The organism is Isoptericola croceus (assembly GCF_029382255.1).
GTDB lineage: Bacteria > Actinomycetota > Actinomycetes > Actinomycetales > Cellulomonadaceae > Isoptericola > Isoptericola croceus.
The window spans coordinates 1,118,693-1,139,482 of record NZ_JARLLG010000001.1; the positions used below are offsets into that span (position 1 = coordinate 1,118,693).

22 protein-coding genes are annotated in these 20,790 nt (G+C 71.2%); 15 read left to right on the plus strand and 7 right to left on the minus strand.

Going from position 1 to position 20,790, the window contains the following annotated elements:
* Positions 1 to 10 precede the first annotated feature (10 nt).
* The gene (locus PZC42_RS05140; RefSeq protein WP_277209000.1) at positions 11 to 1,312 is read left to right on the plus strand and encodes a citrate synthase; all 1,302 of its coding nucleotides are present in this window, start codon (positions 11 to 13) and stop codon (positions 1,310 to 1,312) included.
* A gap of 27 nt (positions 1,313 to 1,339) precedes the next feature.
* Here the strand turns inward: PZC42_RS05140 and PZC42_RS05145 are convergent, their stop codons facing one another.
* The gene (locus PZC42_RS05145) at positions 1,340 to 2,233 is read right to left on the minus strand and encodes a hypothetical protein (RefSeq protein ID WP_277209002.1); all 894 of its coding nucleotides are present in this window, start codon (positions 2,231 to 2,233) and stop codon (positions 1,340 to 1,342) included.
* The gene (gene dapD, locus PZC42_RS05150) at positions 2,233 to 3,198 is read right to left on the minus strand and encodes a 2,3,4,5-tetrahydropyridine-2,6-dicarboxylate N-succinyltransferase (protein WP_277209004.1); all 966 of its coding nucleotides are present in this window, start codon (positions 3,196 to 3,198) and stop codon (positions 2,233 to 2,235) included. The genes PZC42_RS05145 and dapD overlap by 1 nt, the downstream gene beginning before the upstream one ends.
* 71 nt (positions 3,199 to 3,269) lie before the next feature.
* Here dapD and dapE point away from each other — a divergent pair, with 71 nt between their 5' ends.
* From dapE to PZC42_RS05170, 4 genes are all read left to right on the plus strand, one after another.
* Positions 3,270 to 4,382: a succinyl-diaminopimelate desuccinylase gene (gene dapE / locus PZC42_RS05155; protein WP_277209296.1), complete on the plus strand. Its 1,113-nt coding sequence runs from the start codon at positions 3,270 to 3,272 to the stop codon at positions 4,380 to 4,382.
* Positions 4,383 to 4,392: 10 nt separating this feature from the next.
* Positions 4,393 to 5,172 (plus strand): LOG family protein, encoded by a 780-nt coding sequence (locus PZC42_RS05160; protein WP_277209006.1) that lies wholly within the window; start codon positions 4,393 to 4,395, stop codon positions 5,170 to 5,172.
* The gene (gene folP, locus PZC42_RS05165; RefSeq protein WP_277209008.1) at positions 5,169 to 6,125 is read left to right on the plus strand and encodes a dihydropteroate synthase; all 957 of its coding nucleotides are present in this window, start codon (positions 5,169 to 5,171) and stop codon (positions 6,123 to 6,125) included. The genes PZC42_RS05160 and folP overlap by 4 nt, the downstream gene beginning before the upstream one ends.
* A gap of 150 nt (positions 6,126 to 6,275) precedes the next feature.
* The gene (locus tag PZC42_RS05170) at positions 6,276 to 6,443 is read left to right on the plus strand and encodes a DUF3117 domain-containing protein (protein ID WP_106266794.1); all 168 of its coding nucleotides are present in this window, start codon (positions 6,276 to 6,278) and stop codon (positions 6,441 to 6,443) included.
* Positions 6,444 to 6,517: 74 nt separating this feature from the next.
* Here the strand turns inward: PZC42_RS05170 and PZC42_RS05175 are convergent, their stop codons facing one another.
* Complete coding sequence (locus PZC42_RS05175; protein ID WP_277209011.1) at positions 6,518 to 7,237, minus strand: O-methyltransferase; 720 nt, start codon at positions 7,235 to 7,237, stop codon at positions 6,518 to 6,520.
* Between the two features lie 15 nt (positions 7,238 to 7,252).
* Between PZC42_RS05175 and sigE the strand changes: the two genes are divergently transcribed.
* The 7 genes from sigE to PZC42_RS05210 all read left to right on the plus strand — a co-directional run bounded on the left by sigE (position 7,253) and on the right by PZC42_RS05210 (position 13,282).
* Positions 7,253 to 7,828, plus strand: coding sequence for an RNA polymerase sigma factor SigE (sigE, locus tag PZC42_RS05180; RefSeq protein ID WP_277209012.1), 576 nt, complete (start codon positions 7,253 to 7,255; stop codon positions 7,826 to 7,828).
* Positions 7,825 to 8,718 carry a zf-HC2 domain-containing protein gene (locus tag PZC42_RS05185; protein ID WP_277209013.1) on the plus strand — a complete coding sequence of 298 codons (894 nt, stop codon included), beginning with the start codon at positions 7,825 to 7,827 and terminating at the stop codon, positions 8,716 to 8,718. Before sigE ends, PZC42_RS05185 begins: the two co-directional genes overlap by 4 nt.
* Positions 8,715 to 10,130: a S1C family serine protease gene (locus PZC42_RS05190; RefSeq protein WP_277209014.1), complete on the plus strand. Its 1,416-nt coding sequence runs from the start codon at positions 8,715 to 8,717 to the stop codon at positions 10,128 to 10,130. The genes PZC42_RS05185 and PZC42_RS05190 overlap by 4 nt, the downstream gene beginning before the upstream one ends.
* A 42-nt stretch (positions 10,131 to 10,172) precedes the next feature.
* Positions 10,173 to 10,577: a twin-arginine translocase TatA/TatE family subunit gene (locus PZC42_RS05195; RefSeq protein WP_277209016.1), complete on the plus strand. Its 405-nt coding sequence runs from the start codon at positions 10,173 to 10,175 to the stop codon at positions 10,575 to 10,577.
* 73 nt (positions 10,578 to 10,650) lie between these two features.
* Positions 10,651 to 11,703 (plus strand): tryptophan--tRNA ligase, encoded by a 1,053-nt coding sequence (gene trpS, locus PZC42_RS05200; protein ID WP_277209018.1) that lies wholly within the window; start codon positions 10,651 to 10,653, stop codon positions 11,701 to 11,703.
* A complete protein-coding gene (locus PZC42_RS05205; protein ID WP_277209020.1) occupies positions 11,700 to 12,251 on the plus strand; it encodes a 2'-5' RNA ligase family protein in 552 nt (183 codons plus the stop codon). Before trpS ends, PZC42_RS05205 begins: the two co-directional genes overlap by 4 nt.
* A gap of 41 nt (positions 12,252 to 12,292) precedes the next feature.
* Positions 12,293 to 13,282, plus strand: a complete 990-nt coding sequence (locus PZC42_RS05210; RefSeq protein WP_277209022.1) for a YihY/virulence factor BrkB family protein — start codon at positions 12,293 to 12,295, stop codon at positions 13,280 to 13,282.
* 185 nt (positions 13,283 to 13,467) lie between these two features.
* Here PZC42_RS05210 and PZC42_RS05215 read toward each other — a convergent pair whose 3' ends face one another.
* From PZC42_RS05215 to sdhC, 4 genes are read right to left on the minus strand one after another with little or no spacing between them, the layout of a single operon-like run.
* Positions 13,468 to 14,238 (minus strand): succinate dehydrogenase iron-sulfur subunit, encoded by a 771-nt coding sequence (locus PZC42_RS05215; protein ID WP_277209024.1) that lies wholly within the window; start codon positions 14,236 to 14,238, stop codon positions 13,468 to 13,470.
* On the minus strand, positions 14,238 to 16,073 hold the full coding sequence (sdhA, locus tag PZC42_RS05220) for a succinate dehydrogenase flavoprotein subunit (RefSeq protein ID WP_277209026.1): 1,836 nt from the start codon (positions 16,071 to 16,073) through the stop codon (positions 14,238 to 14,240). The genes PZC42_RS05215 and sdhA overlap by 1 nt, the downstream gene beginning before the upstream one ends.
* Before the next feature lie 58 nt (positions 16,074 to 16,131).
* A complete protein-coding gene (locus PZC42_RS05225) occupies positions 16,132 to 16,584 on the minus strand; it encodes a succinate dehydrogenase hydrophobic membrane anchor subunit (protein WP_277209028.1) in 453 nt (150 codons plus the stop codon).
* Entirely contained in the window at positions 16,584 to 16,964 is a 381-nt protein-coding gene (gene sdhC / locus PZC42_RS05230; protein WP_277209030.1) for a succinate dehydrogenase, cytochrome b556 subunit, read from the minus strand. The genes PZC42_RS05225 and sdhC overlap by 1 nt, the downstream gene beginning before the upstream one ends.
* Positions 16,965 to 17,133: 169 nt before the next feature.
* Here sdhC and PZC42_RS05235 point away from each other — a divergent pair, with 169 nt between their 5' ends.
* The 3 genes from PZC42_RS05235 to PZC42_RS05245 all read left to right on the plus strand — a co-directional run bounded on the left by PZC42_RS05235 (position 17,134) and on the right by PZC42_RS05245 (position 20,696).
* Positions 17,134 to 18,252, plus strand: a complete 1,119-nt coding sequence (locus PZC42_RS05235; RefSeq protein WP_277209033.1) for a mannose-1-phosphate guanylyltransferase — start codon at positions 17,134 to 17,136, stop codon at positions 18,250 to 18,252.
* A complete protein-coding gene (locus PZC42_RS05240; RefSeq protein WP_277209035.1) occupies positions 18,249 to 19,469 on the plus strand; it encodes an amidohydrolase in 1,221 nt (406 codons plus the stop codon). The genes PZC42_RS05235 and PZC42_RS05240 overlap by 4 nt, the downstream gene beginning before the upstream one ends.
* A gap of 123 nt (positions 19,470 to 19,592) precedes the next feature.
* Entirely contained in the window at positions 19,593 to 20,696 is a 1,104-nt protein-coding gene (locus PZC42_RS05245) for a BMP family lipoprotein (RefSeq protein WP_277209036.1), read from the plus strand.
* Positions 20,697 to 20,790: the final 94 nt, after the last annotated feature.

The window sequence follows — 20,790 nt, forward strand, 5'->3', positions numbered from 1 at the left end:
GAAGGAAGACATGACGTCCACCCAGCAGACCGCCACGGTCGAGCTCACCGTCGACGGCGAGGGTCGCACCCTGCCCGTGGTGCCGGCCACTGAGGGGAACGACGGCATCGTCGTCTCGTCCCTGCTCAACGAGACCGGGATGGTCACGGTCGACCCCGGCTTCACGAACACCGCCTCCTGCGAGTCGACCATCACCTACATCGACGGCGACCAGGGGATCCTGCGCTATCGGGGCTACCCGATCGAGCAGCTCGCCGACCGCTCGTCGTTCCTCGAGGTCGCCTACCTGCTCATCCACGGCGAGCTGCCGTCGACCGAGCAGCTCGAGGCGTTCACCGACCGCATCAACCGGCACACTCTCGTGCCGGAGGCGTTCCGCACCTTCCTCGGGACGTTCCCGCGCGGCGGGCACCCGATGGCGATCATGGCCTCGGCCGTGAACGCGCTGGCCACGTACTACCCGGAGTCGCTCGACCCGCACGACGACGACGCCGTCGAGCTCGCCACGGTGCTCATCCTGGCGAAGCTCCGCACGATCACCTCGTACGTACACCGGTCGATGCGCGACGAGCCGCTGCTCTACCCGGACGCTGCCCGCGGATACGTCGACGACTTCCTGCGGATGACGTTCGCCCGCCCCTACGAGGAGTGGGAGGCGAACCCGACGGTCGTCTCGGCGATGGACAAGCTGCTCATCCTGCACGCCGACCACGAGCAGAACTGCTCGACCTCGACGGTCCGGATCGTCGGCTCTTCCAACGCGACGCTGTACGCCTCGGTGTCGGCGGGGATCAATGCGCTGTCCGGCCCGTCGCACGGCGGGGCGAACGAGGCCGTGCTGCTCATGCTCGAGAAGATCCGCTCCGGCGACGACTCCGTCGAGACCTTCATGAAGAAGGTCAAGAACAAGGAGGACGGCGTCCGTCTGATGGGCTTCGGCCACCGCGTGTACAAGAGCTACGACCCGCGCGCCGCCATCGTCAAGAAGCACGCGGACGCCGTGCTCGACGAGCTCGGGGCCAAGGACGAGCTGCTCGAGATCGCCCGCGGGCTCGAGGAGATAGCGCTGAGCGACGACTACTTCGTCGAGCGCAAGCTTTACCCGAACGTCGACTTCTACACCGGTCTCATCTACCAGGCCATGGGCTTCTCGCCGGCGATGTTCACCCCGCTGTTCACGCTGGGCCGCATGCCCGGCTGGATCGCCCAGTGGCGCGAGATGTCGAAGGACCCGCAGACGAAGATCGGCCGCCCCCGGCAGATCTACACCGGGCCGACGGCGCGCGACTACGTCCCGCTCGACCAGCGCTGAGGTAGCGCTCGAACGAGCGCTACCTCGTCACTCCGTGGGGGTGCCCACGGTGACCTCGACCGTGCCCGACGGCGGCGCGTCCGCCTCCTCGTCGAGCGGCGCCCACGCGGCGTCGTCACGGGTCCAGACCTGGTCGCCGGTGCGGACCTCGACGGCGGCCGTGCCCTTCGCCGTGGCCACAGCCCAGTGAGCCACGGCCCAGGTGGACTGCTCGGCGTCCTCGTCGTCCAGGGCGGTCGCGTCGATCGACCAGACCGGTCCGACGGCGGAGACAGCCTCGGCCGGGAGCCCCAGGTCGCGGGACAGGCGTTCGGAGAGCTCGACGGGCTCGTCGTCGTCGGTCGTCAGGCCGAACAGCTCGCAGGTCACGGAGGCGGGGGAGTGTCCGGTGAGCGACGACGCCCAGGCGCGTGACCGCGTCTCGTGCTGGGCGTAGGCGTCGGGGAACGCCGAGCGCTGCACCGCTTGAGCGGCCACCGTGACGTCCAGGTCGTGCCAGCCATCGACCTGCTCGAGCCCGGCGTAGAAGGCGTTCGTCGAGTACTCGGGATCCATGATCTCGGCCGGGGTCCCCCAGCCCTGCGAGGGGCGCTGCTGGAACAGCCCGAGCGAGTCCCGGTCGCCGTATTCGATGTTGACCAGGCTCGACTCCTGCAGCGCGGTGGCCACCCCGATGGTGCCCGCCCGCGCCGGCAGGCCGCGCTGGATCGACGTGCCCACGATCAGCGCGGCGTTCTGCGCCTGGACCGGCGTGAGGTACCACGAGGTGCCGTCCAGGTCCGCCGCGCACCGCTCGCGGATCAGGTCGGGCTCGCGGGCCGACAGGAACCAGAGCACACCGCCCACCGCCAGTGCCCCGACAGCGAGGATGGCGACGACGGCACCCGCCGTGCCGGCGGCGGAGCGCCGTCGTCGGGCCATCAGTTGGCGTGCAGCGCGGCGTTGAGCTCGACGCCGGACGCGCGGGCGAGCACCTCGACGGCGCCGGTGCGCGAGTTGCGGCGGAAGAGCAGGTTGTCGCGCCCGGACAGCTCGAGCGCCTTGACCACGCGTGGTTCGCCGTCGTCGCCCATCTCGCCGAGCACGGTGACCTTGGTGCCGGCCGTGACGTACAGGCCGGCCTCGACGACGCAGTCGTCGCCGAGACGGATGCCGAGGCCGGCGTTCGCCCCGAGGAGGCAGCGTTCGCCGATGGAGATGATCTCCTTGCCCCCGCCGGACAGGGTGCCCATGATCGAGGCGCCGCCGCCGACGTCGGACCCGTCACCCACGACGACGCCCGCGGAGATCCGGCCCTCGACCATCGACGCGCCGAGCGTGCCCGCGTTGAAGTTCACGAAGCCCTCGTGCATGACCGTGGTGCCCTCGGCCAGGTGCGCGCCGAGCCGCACCCGGTCCGCGTCGGCGATGCGCACGCCGGACGGCACGACGTAGTCGACCATGCGCGGGAACTTGTCGATGCCGTACACCGTCACCGGCTTGTCCGTCGACGCACGCAGGCGCAGCCGCGTGGTCTCGAACCCTTCCACGCAGCACGGTCCGTGGGAGGTCCAGACGACGTTCGTGAGCTTGCCGAACACTCCCTCGAGGTTGAGCCCGTGCGGCGGGACCAGCCGGTGGGAGATCAGGTGCAGGCGCAGGTAGGCGTCCGCGGCGTCGGCCGGCGGGGCGTCCAGGTCGATCTCGGTGCGGACGACGGAGACGTCCACGCGTCGTGCGTCGTCGCGCTGCGAGAGAGCGGCGAGGTCGACGGGCACGTCGACGTCGTCTGGCGCCTCGCCGAGCGTGGGAGCGGGGTACCAGACGTCGAGCGTGGTGCCGTCGTCGGCCACGGTCGCGAGGCCGAGTCCCCAGGCGGTACGGGTGGAGGTGGTGGGCGTCGTCATGTCATCAGCCTATCGGCGCGAGATGGCACGATGAACGGGTGACCAGCCAACAGAACCGCTTCGACCCCGCCCTGACCGAGCCCGCCACGCTCGCCACGTCCGACCTCGTCGACCTGCTCGCCGCCGTGTGTGACATCGAGTCGGTCTCGGGCGACGAGGCGGCCCTGGCGGACGCCGTCGAGGCGCTCCTGGCCGACCAGCCGCACCTCGAGGTCACGCGCGACGGCGACGCGGTGGTCGCACGCACCCTGCTGGGCCGGGACCGCCGCGTCGTGCTGGCGGGCCACCTGGACACCGTCCCGCTCACCGATCCGCCGAACCTGCCGACCCGGCTGGAGGGGACCGGCGACGACCGGGTGCTGTGGGGTCGTGGGACCGTCGACATGAAGGCGGGGATCGCCGTCATGCTGGCGCTCGCCGTCGAGCTGGGCCGGCCGGGCAGCGAGCCGGCGGTGGACCTCACCTACGTCTTCTACGACCACGAGGAGGTGGAGGCCACGAAGAGCGGGCTCGGCCGCCTGGTGCGCAACCGCCCCGAGCTGCTCACGGGCGACTTCGCCGTCCTCGGCGAACCGACGTCGGCCGACATCGAGGGGGGCTGCCAGGGGACGATCCGCGTGGACGTGCGCACCCGTGGCGTCGCGGCCCACTCCGCCCGCTCCTGGCGCGGGGAGAACGCGATCCACGCCGCCGCGCCGATCCTGGCCCGGTTGACGGCCTACGAACCGGCCGAGGTCGAGGTCGACGGGCTCCGCTACCGCGAGGGCGTCAACGCCGTCGGCATCCGTGGGGGCATCGCCGGCAACGTGGTGCCGGACGAGTGCACCGTCACCGTCAACTACCGGTTCGCGCCCTCGCGCGACCTCGCCGAGGCCGAGGCGCACCTCCGGGACCTCTTCGACGGCTACGAGGTGACCGTCACCGACGCCTCGCCCGCCGCCCGCCCGGGGCTCGACGACCCGCTCGCCGCGGAGTTCGTCGCCGCCGTGCTCGAGCTCACCGGGGGGGAGCCGAAGCCCAAGTTCGGGTGGACCGACGTCGCCCGGTTCGCCGAGCTCGGGATCCCGGCGGTGAACTTCGCCCCCGGCGACCCGTCGCTCGCGCACGCGGACGACGAGCGGGTTCCCGTCCGTGAGCTCGGCGTCTGCCGCGACGCGCTGCGCACCTGGCTGCGCGGTGCGTAGTCTCGCTCCCATGAGCGAACGTACCGACGACGGCGTCCAGCAGACGGGGCGGGGCTACCGCAAGGGCCCGGTCCTGCTGCGCGGCACCGAGATCCCCGACACCACCACCGACCAGCGGCTGCTGGCCACCGGGGAGGGGACCGACTGGGTGCACTCCGACCCGTGGCGGGTGATGCGCATCCAGGCCGAGTTCGTCGAGGGCTTCGGCGCGCTCGCCGAGGTCGGCCCCGCCGTGTCGGTGTTCGGGTCCGCACGCACCCGGAACGACCACCCGGACTACGACCTCGCGGTCGAGGTCGGGCGTCGGTTGGTCGACGCCGGGTACGCGGTGATCACCGGTGGCGGTCCGGGCATCATGGAGGCCGCCAACAAGGGAGCCGCGGACGCCGGCGGCACGTCGATCGGCCTCGGCATCGAGCTGCCCTTCGAGCAGGGCATGAACGAGTACGTCAACCGCGGGGTGAGCTTTCGGTACTTCTTCGCCCGCAAGACGATGTTCGTCAAGTACGCCCAGGGCTTCATCGTGCTCCCCGGCGGTTTCGGGACCTTCGACGAGCTCTTCGAGGCGATCACCCTGGTCCAGACGCACAAGGTCACCGGCTTCCCCCTGGTCCTGGTCGGGACGGAGTACTGGAGCGGCCTGCTGGAGTGGGTGCGCACCGCGGTCGTCGACCGGGGCATGGTCAGTCCCACGGACCTCGACCTGCTCCACCTGACCGACTCCGCCGACGACGCGGTGGCGTACGTGATCGAGCGGGGGCGGGCGCTCGCCGCCGAGTTCCGCGCGTGATCCCGCCTGCTGGCGCGCCGCTCGTGCTGCGCGGTCGTGAGGTGGGCCGCGAGCCGGGGGGTGTGGTGCGCCCGGTGGTGATGGCGATCGTCAACCGGACCACCGATTCGTTCTACGCGCCGGCCAGGTTCGCGGACGACGGGCCCGCGCTCGAGGCGGCCCACACCGCGCTCGCCGACGGCGCGGCCATCCTCGACGTCGGCGGCGTGCGAGCGGGCGTCGGCCCCGAGATCGGTGCCGCCGAGGAGATCGACCGCGTCGTGCCCTTCGTCGAACGAGTGCGCGCCGAGCTGCCCGGGCTGCTCGTCAGTGTCGACACCTGGCGCTCCGAGGTGGCCCGGGCGGCCGTGGCGGCGGGCGCCGACCTGATCAACGACACGTGGGCGGGGCATGACCCGGCACTCGTCGAGGTGGCGGGGACGGCCGGGGTGGGTGTGGTCTGCTCGCACACGGGCGGGGCACAGCCCCGTACCGACCCCTGGCGCGTGACGTACCCCCCTCCGGACGAGGACGTCGACGGCGAGGGCTTGCCGGCGCACGAGTCGGACCTGCGCGACGGCGTGACGCGCGACGTCGTCGCCACGTTGCGCACCGCGGCAGAGCGAGCCGTCGCGTGCGGTGTTCCGCCGTCGTCGGTGCTGGTGGACCCCACCCACGACTTCGGCAAGAACACCTGGCACTCGCTGCACCTGCTGCGCCGCACCGAGGTGCTGGCCGGGCTCGGGTACCCGGTCCTGATGGCGCTCAGCCGCAAGGACTTCGTCGGGGAGACCCTCGACCTCGCCCCGGCGGACCGCCTGGCGGGGACGCTCGCCGCGACGGCGCTCGCGGCGTGGCATGGTGCCCGCGTCTTCCGCACGCACGACGTCGCGGCGACGCGGCAGGCGCTCGAGATGGTGGCGGCCGTCCGCGACGAGGCGCCGCCCCGTGCGGCTCTGCGCGGTATGGCGTGACCGGGAGTGGATCCGGCCCGCAGTAGAATGGTGAGGCACGCCTCAACCTGCGTGGCCGTGCCGGCAGCGTCGACCCGTCGCCGGGGCGACAGGCTGGGACTGGGGCAGGTGGGGGCAGGAGAACCGGACAACGGAAATGGAGAGCCACACATGGCTGCGATGAAGCCGCGCACGGGCGATGGTCCGCTCGAGGTCACCAAGGAGGGACGCGGCATCGTCATGCGGGTCCCGTTGGAGGGCGGCGGTCGTCTGGTCGTCGAGCTGAACGCGACCGAGGCGGGCGAGCTGGGGGAGGCCCTCCAGGCCGTCACCGGCTGAGCGGCTCAGGCCGACGAACTCACGGGCGCGGAGCGGATTCTTGCTCCGCGCCCGTCGCGTTGCCCGACGGGCGTCTACCGCCGCACGGCGAGCAGCGTCCCCTCGCCGACGGGCACCATCGCCGGGGTGAGGCGCGCGTCGTCGCGCACGGCGTGCGCGAGACGGCGGACGAGGGCGGTCGTCTCGTCGCGCAGGTCCGGGTCCGCGACACGGCCGCCCAGCAGGGCGTCCACCACGACCAGGACGCCGCCGGGACGCAAGAGCCGCACGGCGGCCTCCACGTACTCGGCGTAGGCCTGGGGGTCGATCGACACCAGCACCAGGTCGTAGGCACCGTCCGTCAGTCGGGGCAGCACGTCCAGGGGCGGCCGCACGATCGTGCGGGTGCGATGGACCGGGACGCCCTCCTCGGCGAAAGCCGTCTTGGCCGCCCGCTGGTGCTCCGACTCCGGGTCGATCGTCGTCAGCACGCCGTCCGGTGCCATCCCGCGCAGGAGCCACAGTGCCGCCACCCCGGTCCCGGTGCCGATCTCGACGACGGCGCGTGCCCGGAGGGCCGCGGCCACCACCTGCAGGAGCGCACCGGTGCCGGGCGAGACCGTCGCGCAGCCGAGCTCTGCCGCCCGTTCGCGGGCGCGCAGGATCGTCACGTCCTCGGCGAGGTACGTCTCGCTGAAGGCCCAGGCGGCCGTCGGGTCGTCCTGGGCACCGACCCCGATGGTGATGGCGGCCCCCTCGAATTGTTGCGCTGCGATCGTACGTGGGAACCACTCAGGGCGCTCACACGTTCGCATGGGACGATGGCCGTGATGACCGAGACCGCTGCCCGCACAGAACCTTCTGCGCCTGTCCCCGCCACGGGCTGGGTGCCGCCGACGTGGGACCAGATCGTGCGGGAGCACTCCGCGCGCGTGTACCGCCTGGCGTACCGGCTCACCGGTGACAAGCAGGATGCGGAGGACCTGACGCAGGAGACGTTCCTGCGCGTCTTCCGCTCGTTGTCCAGCTATACGCCCGGTACCTTCGAGGGCTGGCTGCACCGCATCACGACCAACCTCTTCCTCGACCAGGTGCGACGCAAGAAGCGCATCCGCTTCGAGGCCATGGGCGAGGACGCCTCGCGGGTCGAGGCGGCGGACGACCGCGCCCGGCCGGAGCGCGGTTTCGAGCACGCCCACCTCGACCACGACGTCCAGGCGGCGCTGGACGCCCTGCGGCCGGAGTACCGCGCGGCCGTCGTGCTGTGCGACATCGAGGGCCTCAGCTACGAGGAGATCGCGGTGACGCTCGGCATCAAGATCGGTACCGTCCGATCGCGCATCCACCGTGCCCGCGCCCAGCTCCGCGACGCGCTCGAGCACCGGCGCGCCGAGGTGGTGCGATGAACGGACACCTCGGGGACCTGGTCAGTGCCCTCGCCGACGGCCAGCTCGGCCCCACCGACACGCACCGTGCGCTCGGTCACGTGGCGGCCTGCCCCCTGTGCGCGGCCGAGCTCGAGTCGGCCCGTGCTGCCCGTCGCCGCCTCACGCAGGCCTGCGACGTCGTGCCGACCCCGGAGCTCACCGAACGCCTGCTGGCGCTGTCCGCCTCGATCCCTCCCGTGGACCGTGACCCGCTGCGGGCACCGGACCGCGACACCACCTGGCAGACGCCGGAGGCGTGGCGGACCACCCTCACCGGTGACCTCGCCGGGACCGCCCGGCGTCGTCGCCGCCACCGTCTCGCCCTCGTCGGCGCCGGTGGTGCTGGTGTGCTGGGCTGTGCGCTGTTCGTGCTGGGACAGGCCCCGGTCGTCTCGCCGGAGGCGTCACGCGCCGCGGCGTTGAGCACGCTGGCCGGGACGGACGAGGTCTCGACGAGCGTCACGGACGAGATCGCGCTGGACTCCGAGGGATACGTGGCACCGGGCGCCCTGCCGACCGGTTACCAGCTCGCCGCCGTGCGGACGGACGGCAAGCTCGTCGAGATCGACCTCACCGGACCGGAGGGCCTGGTCGTCGTCCGCGAACGCCCCGGCCGTCTCGACGACGTCGTCGTCTCCGACATGATGCTCGACGTGCCGGGCCGCGGGAACGTCCATGTGCTGACGCGAGACCCCTGGCACGTCGCCTGGCAGGCGGGGGACATGGTCGTCGAGGCGACGACGGACGCCCCCCACGACGTCCTCGTCGACGTGGTCGCCGCCTTCCCCGACGATGACTACGATGCGGGAGTCCTGCCCCGGATCACCCGCGGCTGGACGACTGTGACAGGAGCACTCACCCGCCCATGACCACTCAGGACCCCACGGACCTCTTCGCGACGCCTGAGCCACCGGAGCGACGACCCGACCCGGCCCCGGGACAGGTGCCGGCGGCCCCGGCCCCTTCGGCGGTGCCACCGGACGCGGCTGAGCGCCCGTGGTCGAGCCCGTCGACGGTGCCGACTCCCGGCCCCGCCCCCTCCGTGCCGCTCGCGTACGGTCCGGCACCGGGCCGCAGCGCCCCCGACGACGCTGCCCAGCCCGACACCGTCGCGCCCGACCGTCTGGCCGAGGTCGCGCCCGAGCACGTGGCCGACGAACGGGCGAGCGTCCCCCGCGCGCGCCTGGGTGGCGCCCGGGGCGCCGGGTTCCTCGTCCTCGCGCTGCTGGTCGGATTCGTGGGCGGCCTCGCCGGTGACAGGGTCTCTGGCACCACCGCCGAAGAGAGCTCCGTCCGGTTGCCGGTCACCACGGGCAGCACCGGCGGAGGAGCGAGCTTCTCCAGGCCGGAAGGTTCGGTAGCGGCGACCGCGGCCGAGGTCCTCCCGTCGGTGGTGTCGTTCGAGGTCACCGGTGCCGACGGTGGCGGCTCGAGCGGTTCAGGGTTCGTGCTGCGTCCGGACGGGTACGTCGTCACCAACGACCACGTCGTGGCAGGCGGGGCGGACGGCGGCGACGTCGTCGTCGTCCTCTCCGACGGTAGCGAGCACGAGGGCGAGATCGTCGGACGGACCTCGGACTACGACCTGGCTGTCGTGAAGATCGACGTCGACGGGCTCACGCCGCTCGTGCTGGGCGACTCCGACGACGTCGTCGTCGGTGACGAGGTCCTGGCCGTCGGGGCGCCGCTCGGCCTCGACTCGACCGTGACCGCCGGCATCGTCAGCGCGCTGCACCGCCCGGTACAGGCCGGAGACCAGGCGACCACCGCCTTCATCGACGCGATCCAGACCGACGCCGCGATCAACCCCGGGAACTCCGGGGGGCCGCTCGTCAACGCCGCCGGCGAGGTCATCGGAGTGAACTCGGCGATCGCCCAGCCTCCCGGTGCCCTGCAGGCGACGGGCAGCATCGGGCTCGGGTTCGCCATCCCGGCGAACCAGGTGCGGACCACCGCCGAACAGCTCATCGAGTCCGGCCGGGCGACCTACCCGGTCATCGGGGTGCTGCTCGACACGAGCTACTCGGGTGAGGGTGTCAAGGTGTCCGAGGAGCCTCAGGAGGGTGCCGCGCCCGTGACCGACGGCGGTCCCGCCGACCTGGCGGGGATCCGCGAGGGAGACATCATCCTGGCGATCGACGGTCGGCCGGTGTCGCGGAGCGACGAGCTCATCGTGGCGATCCGTGCCAGCCAGCCCGGGGACGCCGTCACGCTGACCGTGCGCAGCGGCGACGACGAGCGCGAGGTCCGCGTCGTGCTGCAGGAACGTCCGAGCGAGTGAGCGGGTACCAGACCGGCTCGGGTGCGGGCTAGGCTGTCGGCCGTGAGCTTCTTCGGGATCAACGGGGGCGAGCTCGTCGTCATCGTGGTGCTGGCGCTCGTGCTGATCGGGCCTGAGCGCCTGCCGCACTACGCCGGGCAGCTCGGTTCCTTGGTGCGGCAGGGCAAGGTGGCCCTGCAGAGCGCCAAGGAACGCATGAACGACGAGTTCGGCGACGAGCTGAAGGACGTCGACTGGCAGAAGCTCGACCCGCGTCAGTACGATCCGCGACGCATCGTGAAGGAAGCCCTGCTCGACGACGAGCCGGCGCCCCGGACCACGCGACGCACGGCCGGCTATGCCGGGGCGGCGTCCGGCGCTGCGGTCGTCGCCGGGGCTGCCAGCGGCGCCGCGCCACCGACCTCCGCGCCGCTCGAGCGCGCACCGTTCGACGACGAGGCGACGTGACCCGGCCCTCACCCCCGGAACCGACACCACGGGCATTTTCTGCCTGCCCGTCCAACCTGCCAGAATGAGCCACATGTCCGACGTCACCGTCCCGGGCGCACCAGCGGCGTGCCGGCCTCGCATCCTGTCCGGCATGCAGCCGACCGACACGTCCCTGCACCTGGGCAACTACCTCGGTGCCCTGACGCAGTGGGTCGCGCTGCAGGAGGACCACGAGGCGCTGTACTGCGTCGTGGACCTGCACGCGCTGACGGTCAACCCTGACCCGGTCGCGCTGCGCGAGCGCACCCGCGCCACCGCCGCTCAGTACCTCGCCGGTGGAGTCGATCCGGCGAGGTCGACGCTCTTCGTGCAGTCGCACGTGCCGGAGCACACGGAGCTGGCCTGGCTGCTGAGCTGTCAGACAGGGTTCGGCGAGGCGAGCCGGATGACGCAGTTCAAGGACAAGTCGACCAAGCAGGGCACCGAGGGGACGACGGTCGGCCTCTTCACCTACCCCGTGCTGATGGCTGCCGACATCCTGCTCTACGACGCCGCGCTGGTCCCGGTGGGCGAGGACCAGCGACAGCACCTCGAGCTGACGCGTGACATCGCGGAGCGGCTCAACGCACGGTTCGGCGCCGGGACCGCCGTCGTGCCCGAGCCGTACATCGTGCGCGCGACCGCGAAGATCCAGGACCTGCAGAACCCCTCCGCGAAGATGTCGAAGTCGAACGCGGGCGGCAAGGGCGTCGTCTGGCTCCTCGAGGAACCGAAGAAGGCGGTCAAGGCGATCAAGTCCGCCGTGACCGACGCCGACGAGTCCTACGCCGTCTACTTCGACCGTGAGAAGAAGCCGGGCATCTCGAACCTGCTGACGATCTTCTCCGCCGTGACCGGACGTGCCATCGACGACATCGCCGCCGAGTACGACGGACGTGGCTACGGCTACCTCAAGGTTGATCTGGCGGACGCCGTCGTCGCGTTCCTCGAGCCGTTCCAGGAGCGCGCCAGCACCTACCTCGCCGATCCGGCCCAGCTCGACAAGGTGCTCGACGACGGCGCTGCACGGGCACGGGAGATCGCCGGTGGCGTGCGAGCGCGCTACTTCGACCGGTTCGGACTGCTGCCGCGAGGCGACCGGTGAACCTGCCCGACCGAGGACCGGACCAGGTGCGCATCGGCATCGCCATCGCCGTGCCCGATCCCTATGCCACTGAGCTCCAGCAGGCGCGGGCCGACGTCGGGGACCCACTGGCGGAGGTCATCCCGCCGCACATCACGGTCGTCGGCCCGACGGTGGTGGACTCGTCCGTGCTGCCCGCGGTGGGGGAGCACCTGGAGAAGGTGGCCGGTGAGACGCCGCCCTTCCGTGTCCATCTGCGTGGCACAGCCACCTTCCGACCGATCTCGCCGGTTGTCTTCGTCGCGTTGGCCGAGGGCATCGCAGAGTGCGAGATGCTCGAGGAGCAGGCCCGGTCCGGCGTGCTGGCCCAGGAGCTGCGGTTCAACTATCACCCGCACGTGACGGTGGCCCACGAGGTGTCGGACGAGGCGCTGGACCGGGCGTTCCAGGGGATGAGCGACTTCGAGGCGATCTTCGAGGTCGCTGCCGTGTGGATGTACGAGCACGGCGACGACGGCGTGTGGCGGCCGCAGCGGTCGTTCGCGCTCGGTGGCGGCCCGGCGGCCTGACCGACCTGCCGACGAGCAGCCCCGTCGGTAGGGTCGGGCATGTGCCGGACAGAATCGACCGCCTCCGTGACCTCGTGGTGCGGCTCGTCCAGTGGGCGCTCGACCTGCGTACCGTCCGTGCCGTGAGGTGGTACCTGGCCCGCCGCGGGAACCTGCTGTGCGGCGGGATCGCCTACTCGGCGCTGTTCTCCCTGGGCGCTGCCCTCACGATCGGCGTGAGCGTCTTCTCCGTCACCCTCGGCAACCGTTCGGAGCTTCAGGACGCCGTGTTCAAGCAGATCGACGCGTGGGTGCCCGGGCTGCTCAAGGAGAGCCGCGGCGACGTCGAAGGTCTGGTCTTTCCCGGGGACCTGGTGCGCCAGACCGCCTGGAGCTGGACCACGGTCGTGGCGGCGTTCGTCTTCCTGTGGACGGCGCTCACCGTCATGAGGGCGCTGCGGCACTCGGTACGGTCGATGTTCGACGCCCCGTTCGTCGGTGTGAACCCCGTGCTGTCCAAGGTGTGGCAGCTCGCAGGGTTCCTCATCCTCGGCGTCATGCTCGTCGCGGCAGCGGTGGCGAGCATCGTCTCGCAGACGGTCGGCCGGCAGGCCGTCCGGTGGTTCGGCGACACGATGGTGCTGGGCTGGGTCCTCGCGATCGGCACCTTCGCGGTGGGGGTGCTGCTGGACGCGGTGCTCGTCTACCTGATCGTCCGGGTGGTCGCTCGGGTGCGGCCGCGCCGGACGCAGGACCTGGTGATCGGCAGCCTGGTCGCAGGACTGGCCACGAGCGGTCTGCGCTGGGTGGGTGCCTCAGTGGTGACGGCCGCGGCGTCGCGGAACGTCATCCTGGCGTCCTTCGTGACGCTCGCCGCGGTGCTGCTGCTGGTCAACTTCGTCGCCCGGGTGCTGCTGCTCGTCTGTGCGTGGGTGCACGACCCGCCTCGCCTCGACGAGATCGACCAGGCCGAGCGCGCCGTCGCCGCCATGCGTCGCGAGGCCGAGATCGAGCGGCAGGTGCACCGGGGCCAGGGGAGCGGGCAGATCTAGAGCCTGGACGTCCGCGGGGTGCGCCGCGGCCTGTACTCGTCCTGACCTGCGCTACCTCGCGCCGTCGTGCGCTACCTCGCGGGAGGGACGACGAAGCCCCGCACGGTCGTCATCCCCGAAGTGGAGGGCGCGCAGCGCCCGTGAACGCGACCGTGCAGGGCTTCGTCCCCGCGTGGCAGGACGAGTCAGAAGGCGCGGGTGATCATCGCCCGCTTGACCTCCTGGATCGCCTTGGTGACCTCGATGCCGCGGGGGCACGCCTCGGTGCAGTTGAAGGTCGTGCGGCAGCGCCACACGCCCTCCTTGTCGTTGAGGACCTCCAGGCGCTGGGTGGCACCCTCGTCACGCGAGTCGAAGATGAACCGGTGCGCGTTGACGATCGCCGCCGGGCCGAAGTACTGGCCGTCGGTCCAGAAGACCGGGCAGGACGACGTGCACGCGGCGCACAGGATGCACTTAGTCGTGTCGTCGAACCGGTCGCGGTCGGCCTGCGACTGGATGTTCTCCCGGCTCGGCTCGTTCCCCGAGGTGATCAGGAACGGCATGATCTCGCGGTAGGAGGCGAAGAACGGCTCCATGTCGACCACGAGGTCCTTGACCACGGGGAGCCCCTTGATGGGCTCGACCGTGATCGGCTTGTCCGGGTTGACGTCCTTGAGCAGGGTCTTGCAGGCGAGGCGGTTGCGGCCGTTGATCCGCATGGCGTCCGAGCCGCAGATGCCGTGGGCGCACGAGCGACGGAAGGTCAGCGACCCGTCCAGCTCCCACTTGATCTTGTGCAGGGCGTCGAGCACGCGGTCGGTCCCGTGCGCCGTGACGGTGTGCTCCTCCCAGATCGCCTCCTCGGAGACCTCCGGGTTGTACCGGCGGATCTTGAGGGTGACCTCGAAGGACGCGACAGCACCGGCCTGCCCGTCCTGAGCGGTGTTCGCAGTGTTTTCAAGAACAGCAGTCATCAGTACTTCCGCTCCATCGGCTCGTAGCGCGTCTGGGTGACGGTCTTGGACCCCAGGACCACCTTGTAGTCCCCGAAGTCCTCGACGTGGTCGAAGTAGCCCTCGACGTGCCCGTCGGCGGCGTCGGGAGCCGACGTCGGACGGCGGTACGCCATCGTGTGCAGCATGTAGTTGGTGTCGTCCCGGTCCGGGAAGTCCTCGCGGTAGTGACCGCCGCGCGACTCGCGGCGGTTGAGCGCCGCGACCACCGTCACCTCGGCGATGTCGAGCAGGAAGCCCAGCTCGATCGCCTCGAGGAGGTCGGTGTTGAACAGGGTGCCCTTGTCCTGCACCGAGACGTTCCGGTACCGCTTCTGGAGGTCGCGGATGTCGCTGGCGGCCTGCTCGAGCGACTCCTGGGTGCGGAAGACCTGGGCGTTGGCGTCCATGGTCTCCTGCAGCGCCTTGCGCACCTCCGCGACCCGCTCGCCGTCGGGGCGGTCGCGCATCTCGCTCAGCTGCGCCTCGACGCGGGCGGCCGGGTTCTCCGGGATGGGCAGGTGCTGCTCGACCGTCTGGGCGTACGCGGCGGCGGACCGGCCGGAGCGCTTGCCGAAGACGTTGATGTCGAGCAGGGAGTTGGTGCCGAGGCGGTTCGAGCCGTGCACGGAGACGCAGGCGACCTCACCGGCGGCGTAGAGACCCTTGACGACGTTGTGGCCGTCGCGCAGCACCTCGCCCTTGATGTTCGTGGGCACGCCCCCCATGGCGTAGTGCGCCGTGGGGTAGACCGGTACGGGCTCGGTGTACGGCTCGATGCCGAGGTAGGTGCGGGCGAACTCGGTGATGTCCGGGAGCTTCGCGTCGATGTGCGCCGGCTCCAGGTGCGTCAGGTCGAGCAGCACGTAGTCCTTGTTCGGGCCGGCGCCGCGGCCCTCGCGGACCTCGTTCGCCATCGACCGGGCGACGATGTCGCGCGGCGCCAGGTCCTTGATGGTGGGGGCGTAGCGCTCCATGAAGCGTTCGCCGTCGGCGTTGCGCAGGATCCCGCCCTCACCGCGTGCCGCCTCGGAGAGCAGGATGCCGAGCCCGGCCAGACCCGTGGGGTGGAACTGGAAGAACTCCATGTCCTCGAGCGGCAGCCCACGACGGTAGGCCAGGGCCATCCCGTCGCCGGTGAGGGTGTGGGCGTTCGACGTCGTCTTGAAGATCTTGCCCGCGCCACCGGTGGCGAAGATGATGGCCTTCGCCTGGAAGACGTGGGTCTCGCCGGAGGCGAGGTCGTAGGCGACGACGCCGGTCGCGTTGACCTCGGCACCGTCCTCGATCTGCTCCGTCGTGAGGTCGTGGTCGGTCAGCAGGTCCAGCACGTAGAACTCGTTGAAGAACTCCACGTCCTGCTTGACGCAGTTCTGGTAGAGCGTCTGCAGGATCATGTGGCCCGTGCGGTCCGCGGCGTAACAGGCGCGGCGCACCGCGGCCTCACCGTGGTTGCGGGTGTGCCCGCCGAAGCGGCGCTGGTCGATCCGGCCCTCCGGCGTGCGGTTGAACGGGAGCCCCATGCGCTCCAGGTCGAGCACGGCGTCGATGGCCTCCTTGGCCATGATCTCCGCGGCGTCCTGGTCGACGAGGTAGTCGCCGCCCTTGATGGTGTCGAAGGTGTGCCACTCCCAGTTGTCCTCCTCGACGTTCGCCAGGGCGGCGCACATGCCGCCCTGGGCGGCGCCGGTGTGGGAACGCGTGGGGTACAGCTTGGAGATGACCGCGGTGCGGGCCCCCTTCGAGGCCTCGAGCGCCGCGCGCATGCCGGCGCCGCCTGCGCCGACGATGACGACGTCGTACTGATGGGTCTGCATCGGTTCCGATGCCTCCTGCGGCGAGTGGTGGATCAGCGGGCTGGGGGGCTGCGCGGGCTCAGGCCGTGCAGAACGAGGCGAGGAGCTCGGCCGGTGCGTCCGCCGGGCAAGGGTCGAACGTGAAGATCACGAGCGTGCCGAGCACGACGGTGAACGTGAACGCCAGCAGGAGCAGGCCCTTGAGCACTCCACGGGTGACGTCCCGCTCGGCGTAGTCGTTGATGACCGTGCGGACGCCGTTGGTGCCGTGGATCATGGCGAGCCACAGCATGAGCAGGTCCCAGGTCTGCCAGAACGGGCTGGCCCACTTGCCGCCGACGAAGGCGAAGTCGATGGCTTTGATGCCGTCGCCCACCATGAGGTTGACGAACAGGTGGCCGAAGACGAGCACGAGGAGCAGCACGCCGGAGGCCCGCATGAAGACCCACGAGTACAGCTCGAAGTTGCCGCGGGTGGTCTTGCGCCGCGCGTAGGGCGAGCGTGGTGTGGGGATCGTGGTCTGGGCGCTCATCAGTGGCCTCCGAAGACGTTCATCAGGTGGCGGGGCAGGAAGCCGGCCATCGTCACGACGAACAGCCCGAGGACGACCCACAGCATGACCCGCTGGTACCTGGCGCCCTGCGACCAGAAGTCGACCAGCGCCACGCGGATGCCGTTGAAGGCGTGGAAGGCGACGGCGGCCACCAGGCCGACCTCACCGAGCCCCACGACCGGCGTCTTGTAGAGGCCGATGACGGCGTCGTACGCCTCGGGGGAGACCCGCACGAGTGCCGTGTCCAGCACGTGCACGAGCAGGAAGAAGAAGATGAGCACGCCGGTCACGCGATGCGCGACCCACGACCACATGCCTTCACGGCCGCGGTAGAGCGTGCCAGCGGGAGCAGTCGGCACGGGGGGAGCCTCCATTGGCGGATTCGGGCGGGTTACGTGGAGCCACTGTAGTGACACCGGGTCGCGATCGGGTCACGGAGCGCCCGAAAACGGAGCCTCTGTGCGGTTTCTGTGACACATTCCACAGCCTTCGTGTCGGCGGGTGGGAACCCGTCACTATGCTGCCAACATGCCCATGTCTGCCATCCCCGGTTTCCGCGCCGTCGTCCCGGCGGGAGGCTCCGGCACCCGGCTGTGGCCGGTCTCGCGTGCCGACCACCCGAAGTTCCTGCACGATCTGACGGGCTCGGGGCGGACCTTGCTGCAGGCGACCGTCGACCGGCTGGTCCCGCTCGCCGGTGACGAGGGCATCCTCGTGGTCACCGGTGCGCGGCACGTCGCGGCCGTCCGGGACCAGCTGCCGAGGGTCGGTGCGGACCAGGTGCTGCCCGAACCGAGCCCCCGGGACTCGATGGCGGCCATCGGCCTGGCCGCGGCCGTGCTGGAGCACCGCTCGGGCGCCGTCGTCCTCGGCTCGTTCGCGGCCGACCAGGTGGTGTCCGGCCAGCCGGAGTTCGAGCGTTCGGTCCGTGAGGCCGTAGAGGCAGCCCGCGCCGGGTTCGTCACGACGATCGGCATCGCCGCGTCCCGGCCCTCGACCGCGTTCGGCTACGTGCGTGGCGGCGAGCCGCTGGACGTCGAGGGCGCGCCGAGCGCCGTGCACGTGCAGGGCTTCACGGAGAAGCCCGACGCGGGGACGGCCCGTGAGTACCTGGCCTCGGGGGAGTACCGCTGGAACGCCGGCATCTTCGTGGCGAGCACGAGCGTGCTGCTGGGGCACCTGGCCGAGCAGCGGCCGGCCCTGCACGACGGGCTGCGTCGGGTCGCGGGCGCCTGGGACACCCCGGAGCGCGACCGCGTGCTCGCCGAGGTGTGGCCGAGCCTGGAGAAGATCGCCATCGACCACGCCGTCGCGGAGCCCGTCGCGGCGGCGGGCGGCGTCGCGATGGTGCCGGGCTCGTTCGGCTGGGACGACGTCGGCGACTTCAACTCGCTCGCCGCGCTCCTGCCGGCCGACGACGACTCGGGGTCCAAGGTCCTCGGTGACGTCGCGGACGTGGTCCGGGTGCAGAGCGCGGGGTCGGTCGTCGTCCCGGCCAGCGGGCGCACGGTGACGCTGCTCGGTATCGACGACGTCGTCGTGGTCGACACTCCCGACGCCCTGCTGGTGACCACCCGTGCCCGGGCCCAGCAGGTGCGGCGCATGGTCGACGCGGTGCGCGAGCACGGCCGCGAGGACCTGCTGTGAGCGCCGGGGTGCCGGGCGGGGCGACCGAGCGGCTCGACGCCCTGGTGGCCGAGCTGGAGCCGGAGCTCGTCGCCGTGCGGCGCGACCTGCACGCCCACCCTGAGGTCGCCTGGCAGGAGTTCCGCACGACGGCGGTGCTCGTCGAGCGGCTGCGCGCGGCCGGGCTCAGCCCCCGGGCGCTCGACGGCACAGGGCTCGTCTGCGACGTCGGACCGGACGTCCCGGGCCGTGGGCGGGTGGCGCTGCGGGCGGACATCGATGCGCTGCCGCTGGACGACCTGTGCGGCTGCGACTTCGCCTCGACGGTGCCGGGCGTCGCCCACGCCTGCGGGCACGACCTGCACGCGGCCGTCGTGCTCGGCGCGGGCCTCGCCCTCGCACGGATCGACGACGAGGGCCTGCTCGACGTCGGCGCCCGCCTGATCTTCCAGCCCGCCGAGGAGAGCATGCCCGGTGGCGCGCACGCCGTCATCTCCCAGGGGGTGCTCGACGGCGTCGAGCGGATCGCGGCGATGCACGCCGAGCCGAAGCTCGACGTCGGCCTGGTCGGGACCCGGATCGGGCCGATCACGTCGGCGTCCGACCTCGTGACCGTGACGCTGTCCTCCGGGGGCGGGCACACCTCCCGCCCCCACCTCACCGGCGACGTCGTCTACGCCCTCGGCCAGGTGATCACCCAGGTCCCCGCCGTGCTGGGCCGGCGGCTCGACCCGCGCTCGGGGGTCAACCTCACGTGGGGTGCCGTCGAGGCGGGCAACGCCCACAACGCGATCCCGACGTCCGGGGTGGCCAAGGGGACGCTGCGCTGCCTGGACGTGCGCGCGTGGGAGAAGGCGGGGCAGGTCCTGATCGACGCCGTCGAGCAGGTCGTGGCGCCCTACGACGTGGACGTCAGCGTGCACCACGTCCGCGGCGTGCCGCCGGTGGACAACGACGCCGAGGTGACCGCCGCGCTGGAGGAAGCCGGCGCCGCCGTCCTCGGCGAGGGCGGCGTGGTGCTGACCGAGCAGTCGCTCGGCGGGGAGGACTTCGCCTGGTACCTGACGAAGGTGCCCGGTGCGATGGCGCGCCTGGGCACGGCGACCCCTGGCGAGCGCCGCTACGACATCCACCGCGGTGACCTGGTGGTCGACGAACGGGCGATCGGGATCGGGGCCAGGTTGCTGGCACGTTTCGTCCTCGGCCCGGCGACGTCGGGCGACGTACCGCTTCGGTAACGACTCGGCCACGGTGGCCCTCTCCGGCCGCTGGTGCGCCACGCCGTGGTTAGGCTGAGCGTCTCTGATCGTGAGACGGGCTGCTGCCCGCCCTCACCCACCCTCATTCGACAGGAGCGACAGGTGAAGAGAGCCATCCAGCTCACCGCCCTCGCGGGTATCGCTGCACTGACCCTCGCGGCATGCGGTTCGGCCCCGGAGGAGACCCCCACCGAGGAGAACACCGAGACCAGCGCCGAGGGCGAGGCCACCGACTTCTCGGCGTGCATCGTCTCCGACAAGGGCGGGTTCGACGACAAGAGCTTCAACCAGTTGAGCTATGAGGGCACCAAGATGGCCGCCGACGAGCTCGGTGCCACGTTCCGCGAGGTGCAGTCCCAGTCCGAGGCGGACTACAACGCCAACCTGCAGTCCCTTGTCGACCAGGGCTGCAACGCCATCGTCGCCGTCGGGTTCGCGCTCTCTGCGGACACGATCGACTCCGCGAACGCGAACCCGGACACGGACTACATCCTGGTCGACGACGCCGCGGACGCAGACTTCGACGGTGAGGCCGACGCGCCGAACATCAAGCCGCTCCTGTACAACACGGCCGAGGCCGCGTTCCTCGCCGGGTACCTGTCCGCCGGCTACTCGGAGGTCGGCAAGGTCGGCACCTTCGGTGGCATGCCGTTCCCGACCGTGACGATCTTCATGGACGGCTTCAAGCAGGGCGTCGAGCACTACAACGAGGCAAACGACGCCGACGTCGAGGTCATCGGCTACTCGGGCGGCGAGGACGGTGCGTTCACCGGCGACTTCGCCGCCAACGAGACCGCCAAGACCACGGCGACGAACATCCTGGACCAGGGCGTCGACGTGATCTTGCCGGTTGGCGGGCCGATCTACCAGTCCGCGATCGCGGCGATCGAGGACTCCGGCCGCGACGTTGCCCTGGTGGGGGTCGACGCGGACTTCTACGAGACCGACCCGACGACGCAGCCCTACGTGCTGACTTCCATCCTCAAGAAGATGGACGTCTCGGCCTACGAGGCGGTCCTGTCCTCGGGTGAGGGCTCGTTCTCCGCCGAGCCCTACGTCGGCACGCTGGAGAACGAGGGTGTGGGCCTCGCCCCGCTGCACGAGTTCGAGGACCGGGTCGACCCGGAGCTCGTGTCCGAGGTCGAGGACCTGCGCCAGCAGATCATCGACGGCGAGCTCGAAGTCAAGTCCTACCTGGCTCAGTGAGCCGCTAGCACACCCATCCGTCGGCGCGGCGGGACCCCAGGCTCCGGCCGAGTCCCGTCGCGCCGACGGGTCTAGGCTGACCGCGACGGGCGTC

Excerpts from the sequence above, each read along its gene's own strand:
- PZC42_RS05190 (WP_277209014.1), top strand. The coding sequence starts at position 8,715 with ATGACCACTCAGGACCCCACGGACCTCTTCGCGACGCCTGAGCCACCG.
- PZC42_RS05160 (WP_277209006.1), top strand. The coding sequence starts at position 4,393 with ATGAGCGAACGTACCGACGACGGCGTCCAGCAGACGGGGCGGGGCTAC.
- trpS (WP_277209018.1), top strand. The coding sequence starts at position 10,651 with ATGTCCGACGTCACCGTCCCGGGCGCACCAGCGGCGTGCCGGCCTCGC.
- PZC42_RS05145 (WP_277209002.1), bottom strand. The coding sequence starts at position 2,233 with ATGGCCCGACGACGGCGCTCCGCCGCCGGCACGGCGGGTGCCGTCGTC.
- sdhA (WP_277209026.1), bottom strand. The coding sequence starts at position 16,073 with ATGCAGACCCATCAGTACGACGTCGTCATCGTCGGCGCAGGCGGCGCC.
- PZC42_RS05235 (WP_277209033.1), top strand. The coding sequence starts at position 17,134 with ATGCCCATGTCTGCCATCCCCGGTTTCCGCGCCGTCGTCCCGGCGGGA.
- PZC42_RS05140 (WP_277209000.1), top strand. The coding sequence starts at position 11 with ATGACGTCCACCCAGCAGACCGCCACGGTCGAGCTCACCGTCGACGGC.
- PZC42_RS05185 (WP_277209013.1), top strand. The coding sequence starts at position 7,825 with ATGAACGGACACCTCGGGGACCTGGTCAGTGCCCTCGCCGACGGCCAG.
- dapD (WP_277209004.1), bottom strand. The coding sequence starts at position 3,198 with ATGACGACGCCCACCACCTCCACCCGTACCGCCTGGGGACTCGGCCTC.
- PZC42_RS05215 (WP_277209024.1), bottom strand. The coding sequence starts at position 14,238 with ATGACTGCTGTTCTTGAAAACACTGCGAACACCGCTCAGGACGGGCAG.
- sigE (WP_277209012.1), top strand. The coding sequence starts at position 7,253 with ATGACCGAGACCGCTGCCCGCACAGAACCTTCTGCGCCTGTCCCCGCC.
- PZC42_RS05175 (WP_277209011.1), bottom strand. The coding sequence starts at position 7,237 with ATGCGAACGTGTGAGCGCCCTGAGTGGTTCCCACGTACGATCGCAGCG.
- PZC42_RS05170 (WP_106266794.1), top strand. The coding sequence starts at position 6,276 with ATGGCTGCGATGAAGCCGCGCACGGGCGATGGTCCGCTCGAGGTCACC.
- PZC42_RS05225 (WP_277209028.1), bottom strand. The coding sequence starts at position 16,584 with ATGAGCGCCCAGACCACGATCCCCACACCACGCTCGCCCTACGCGCGG.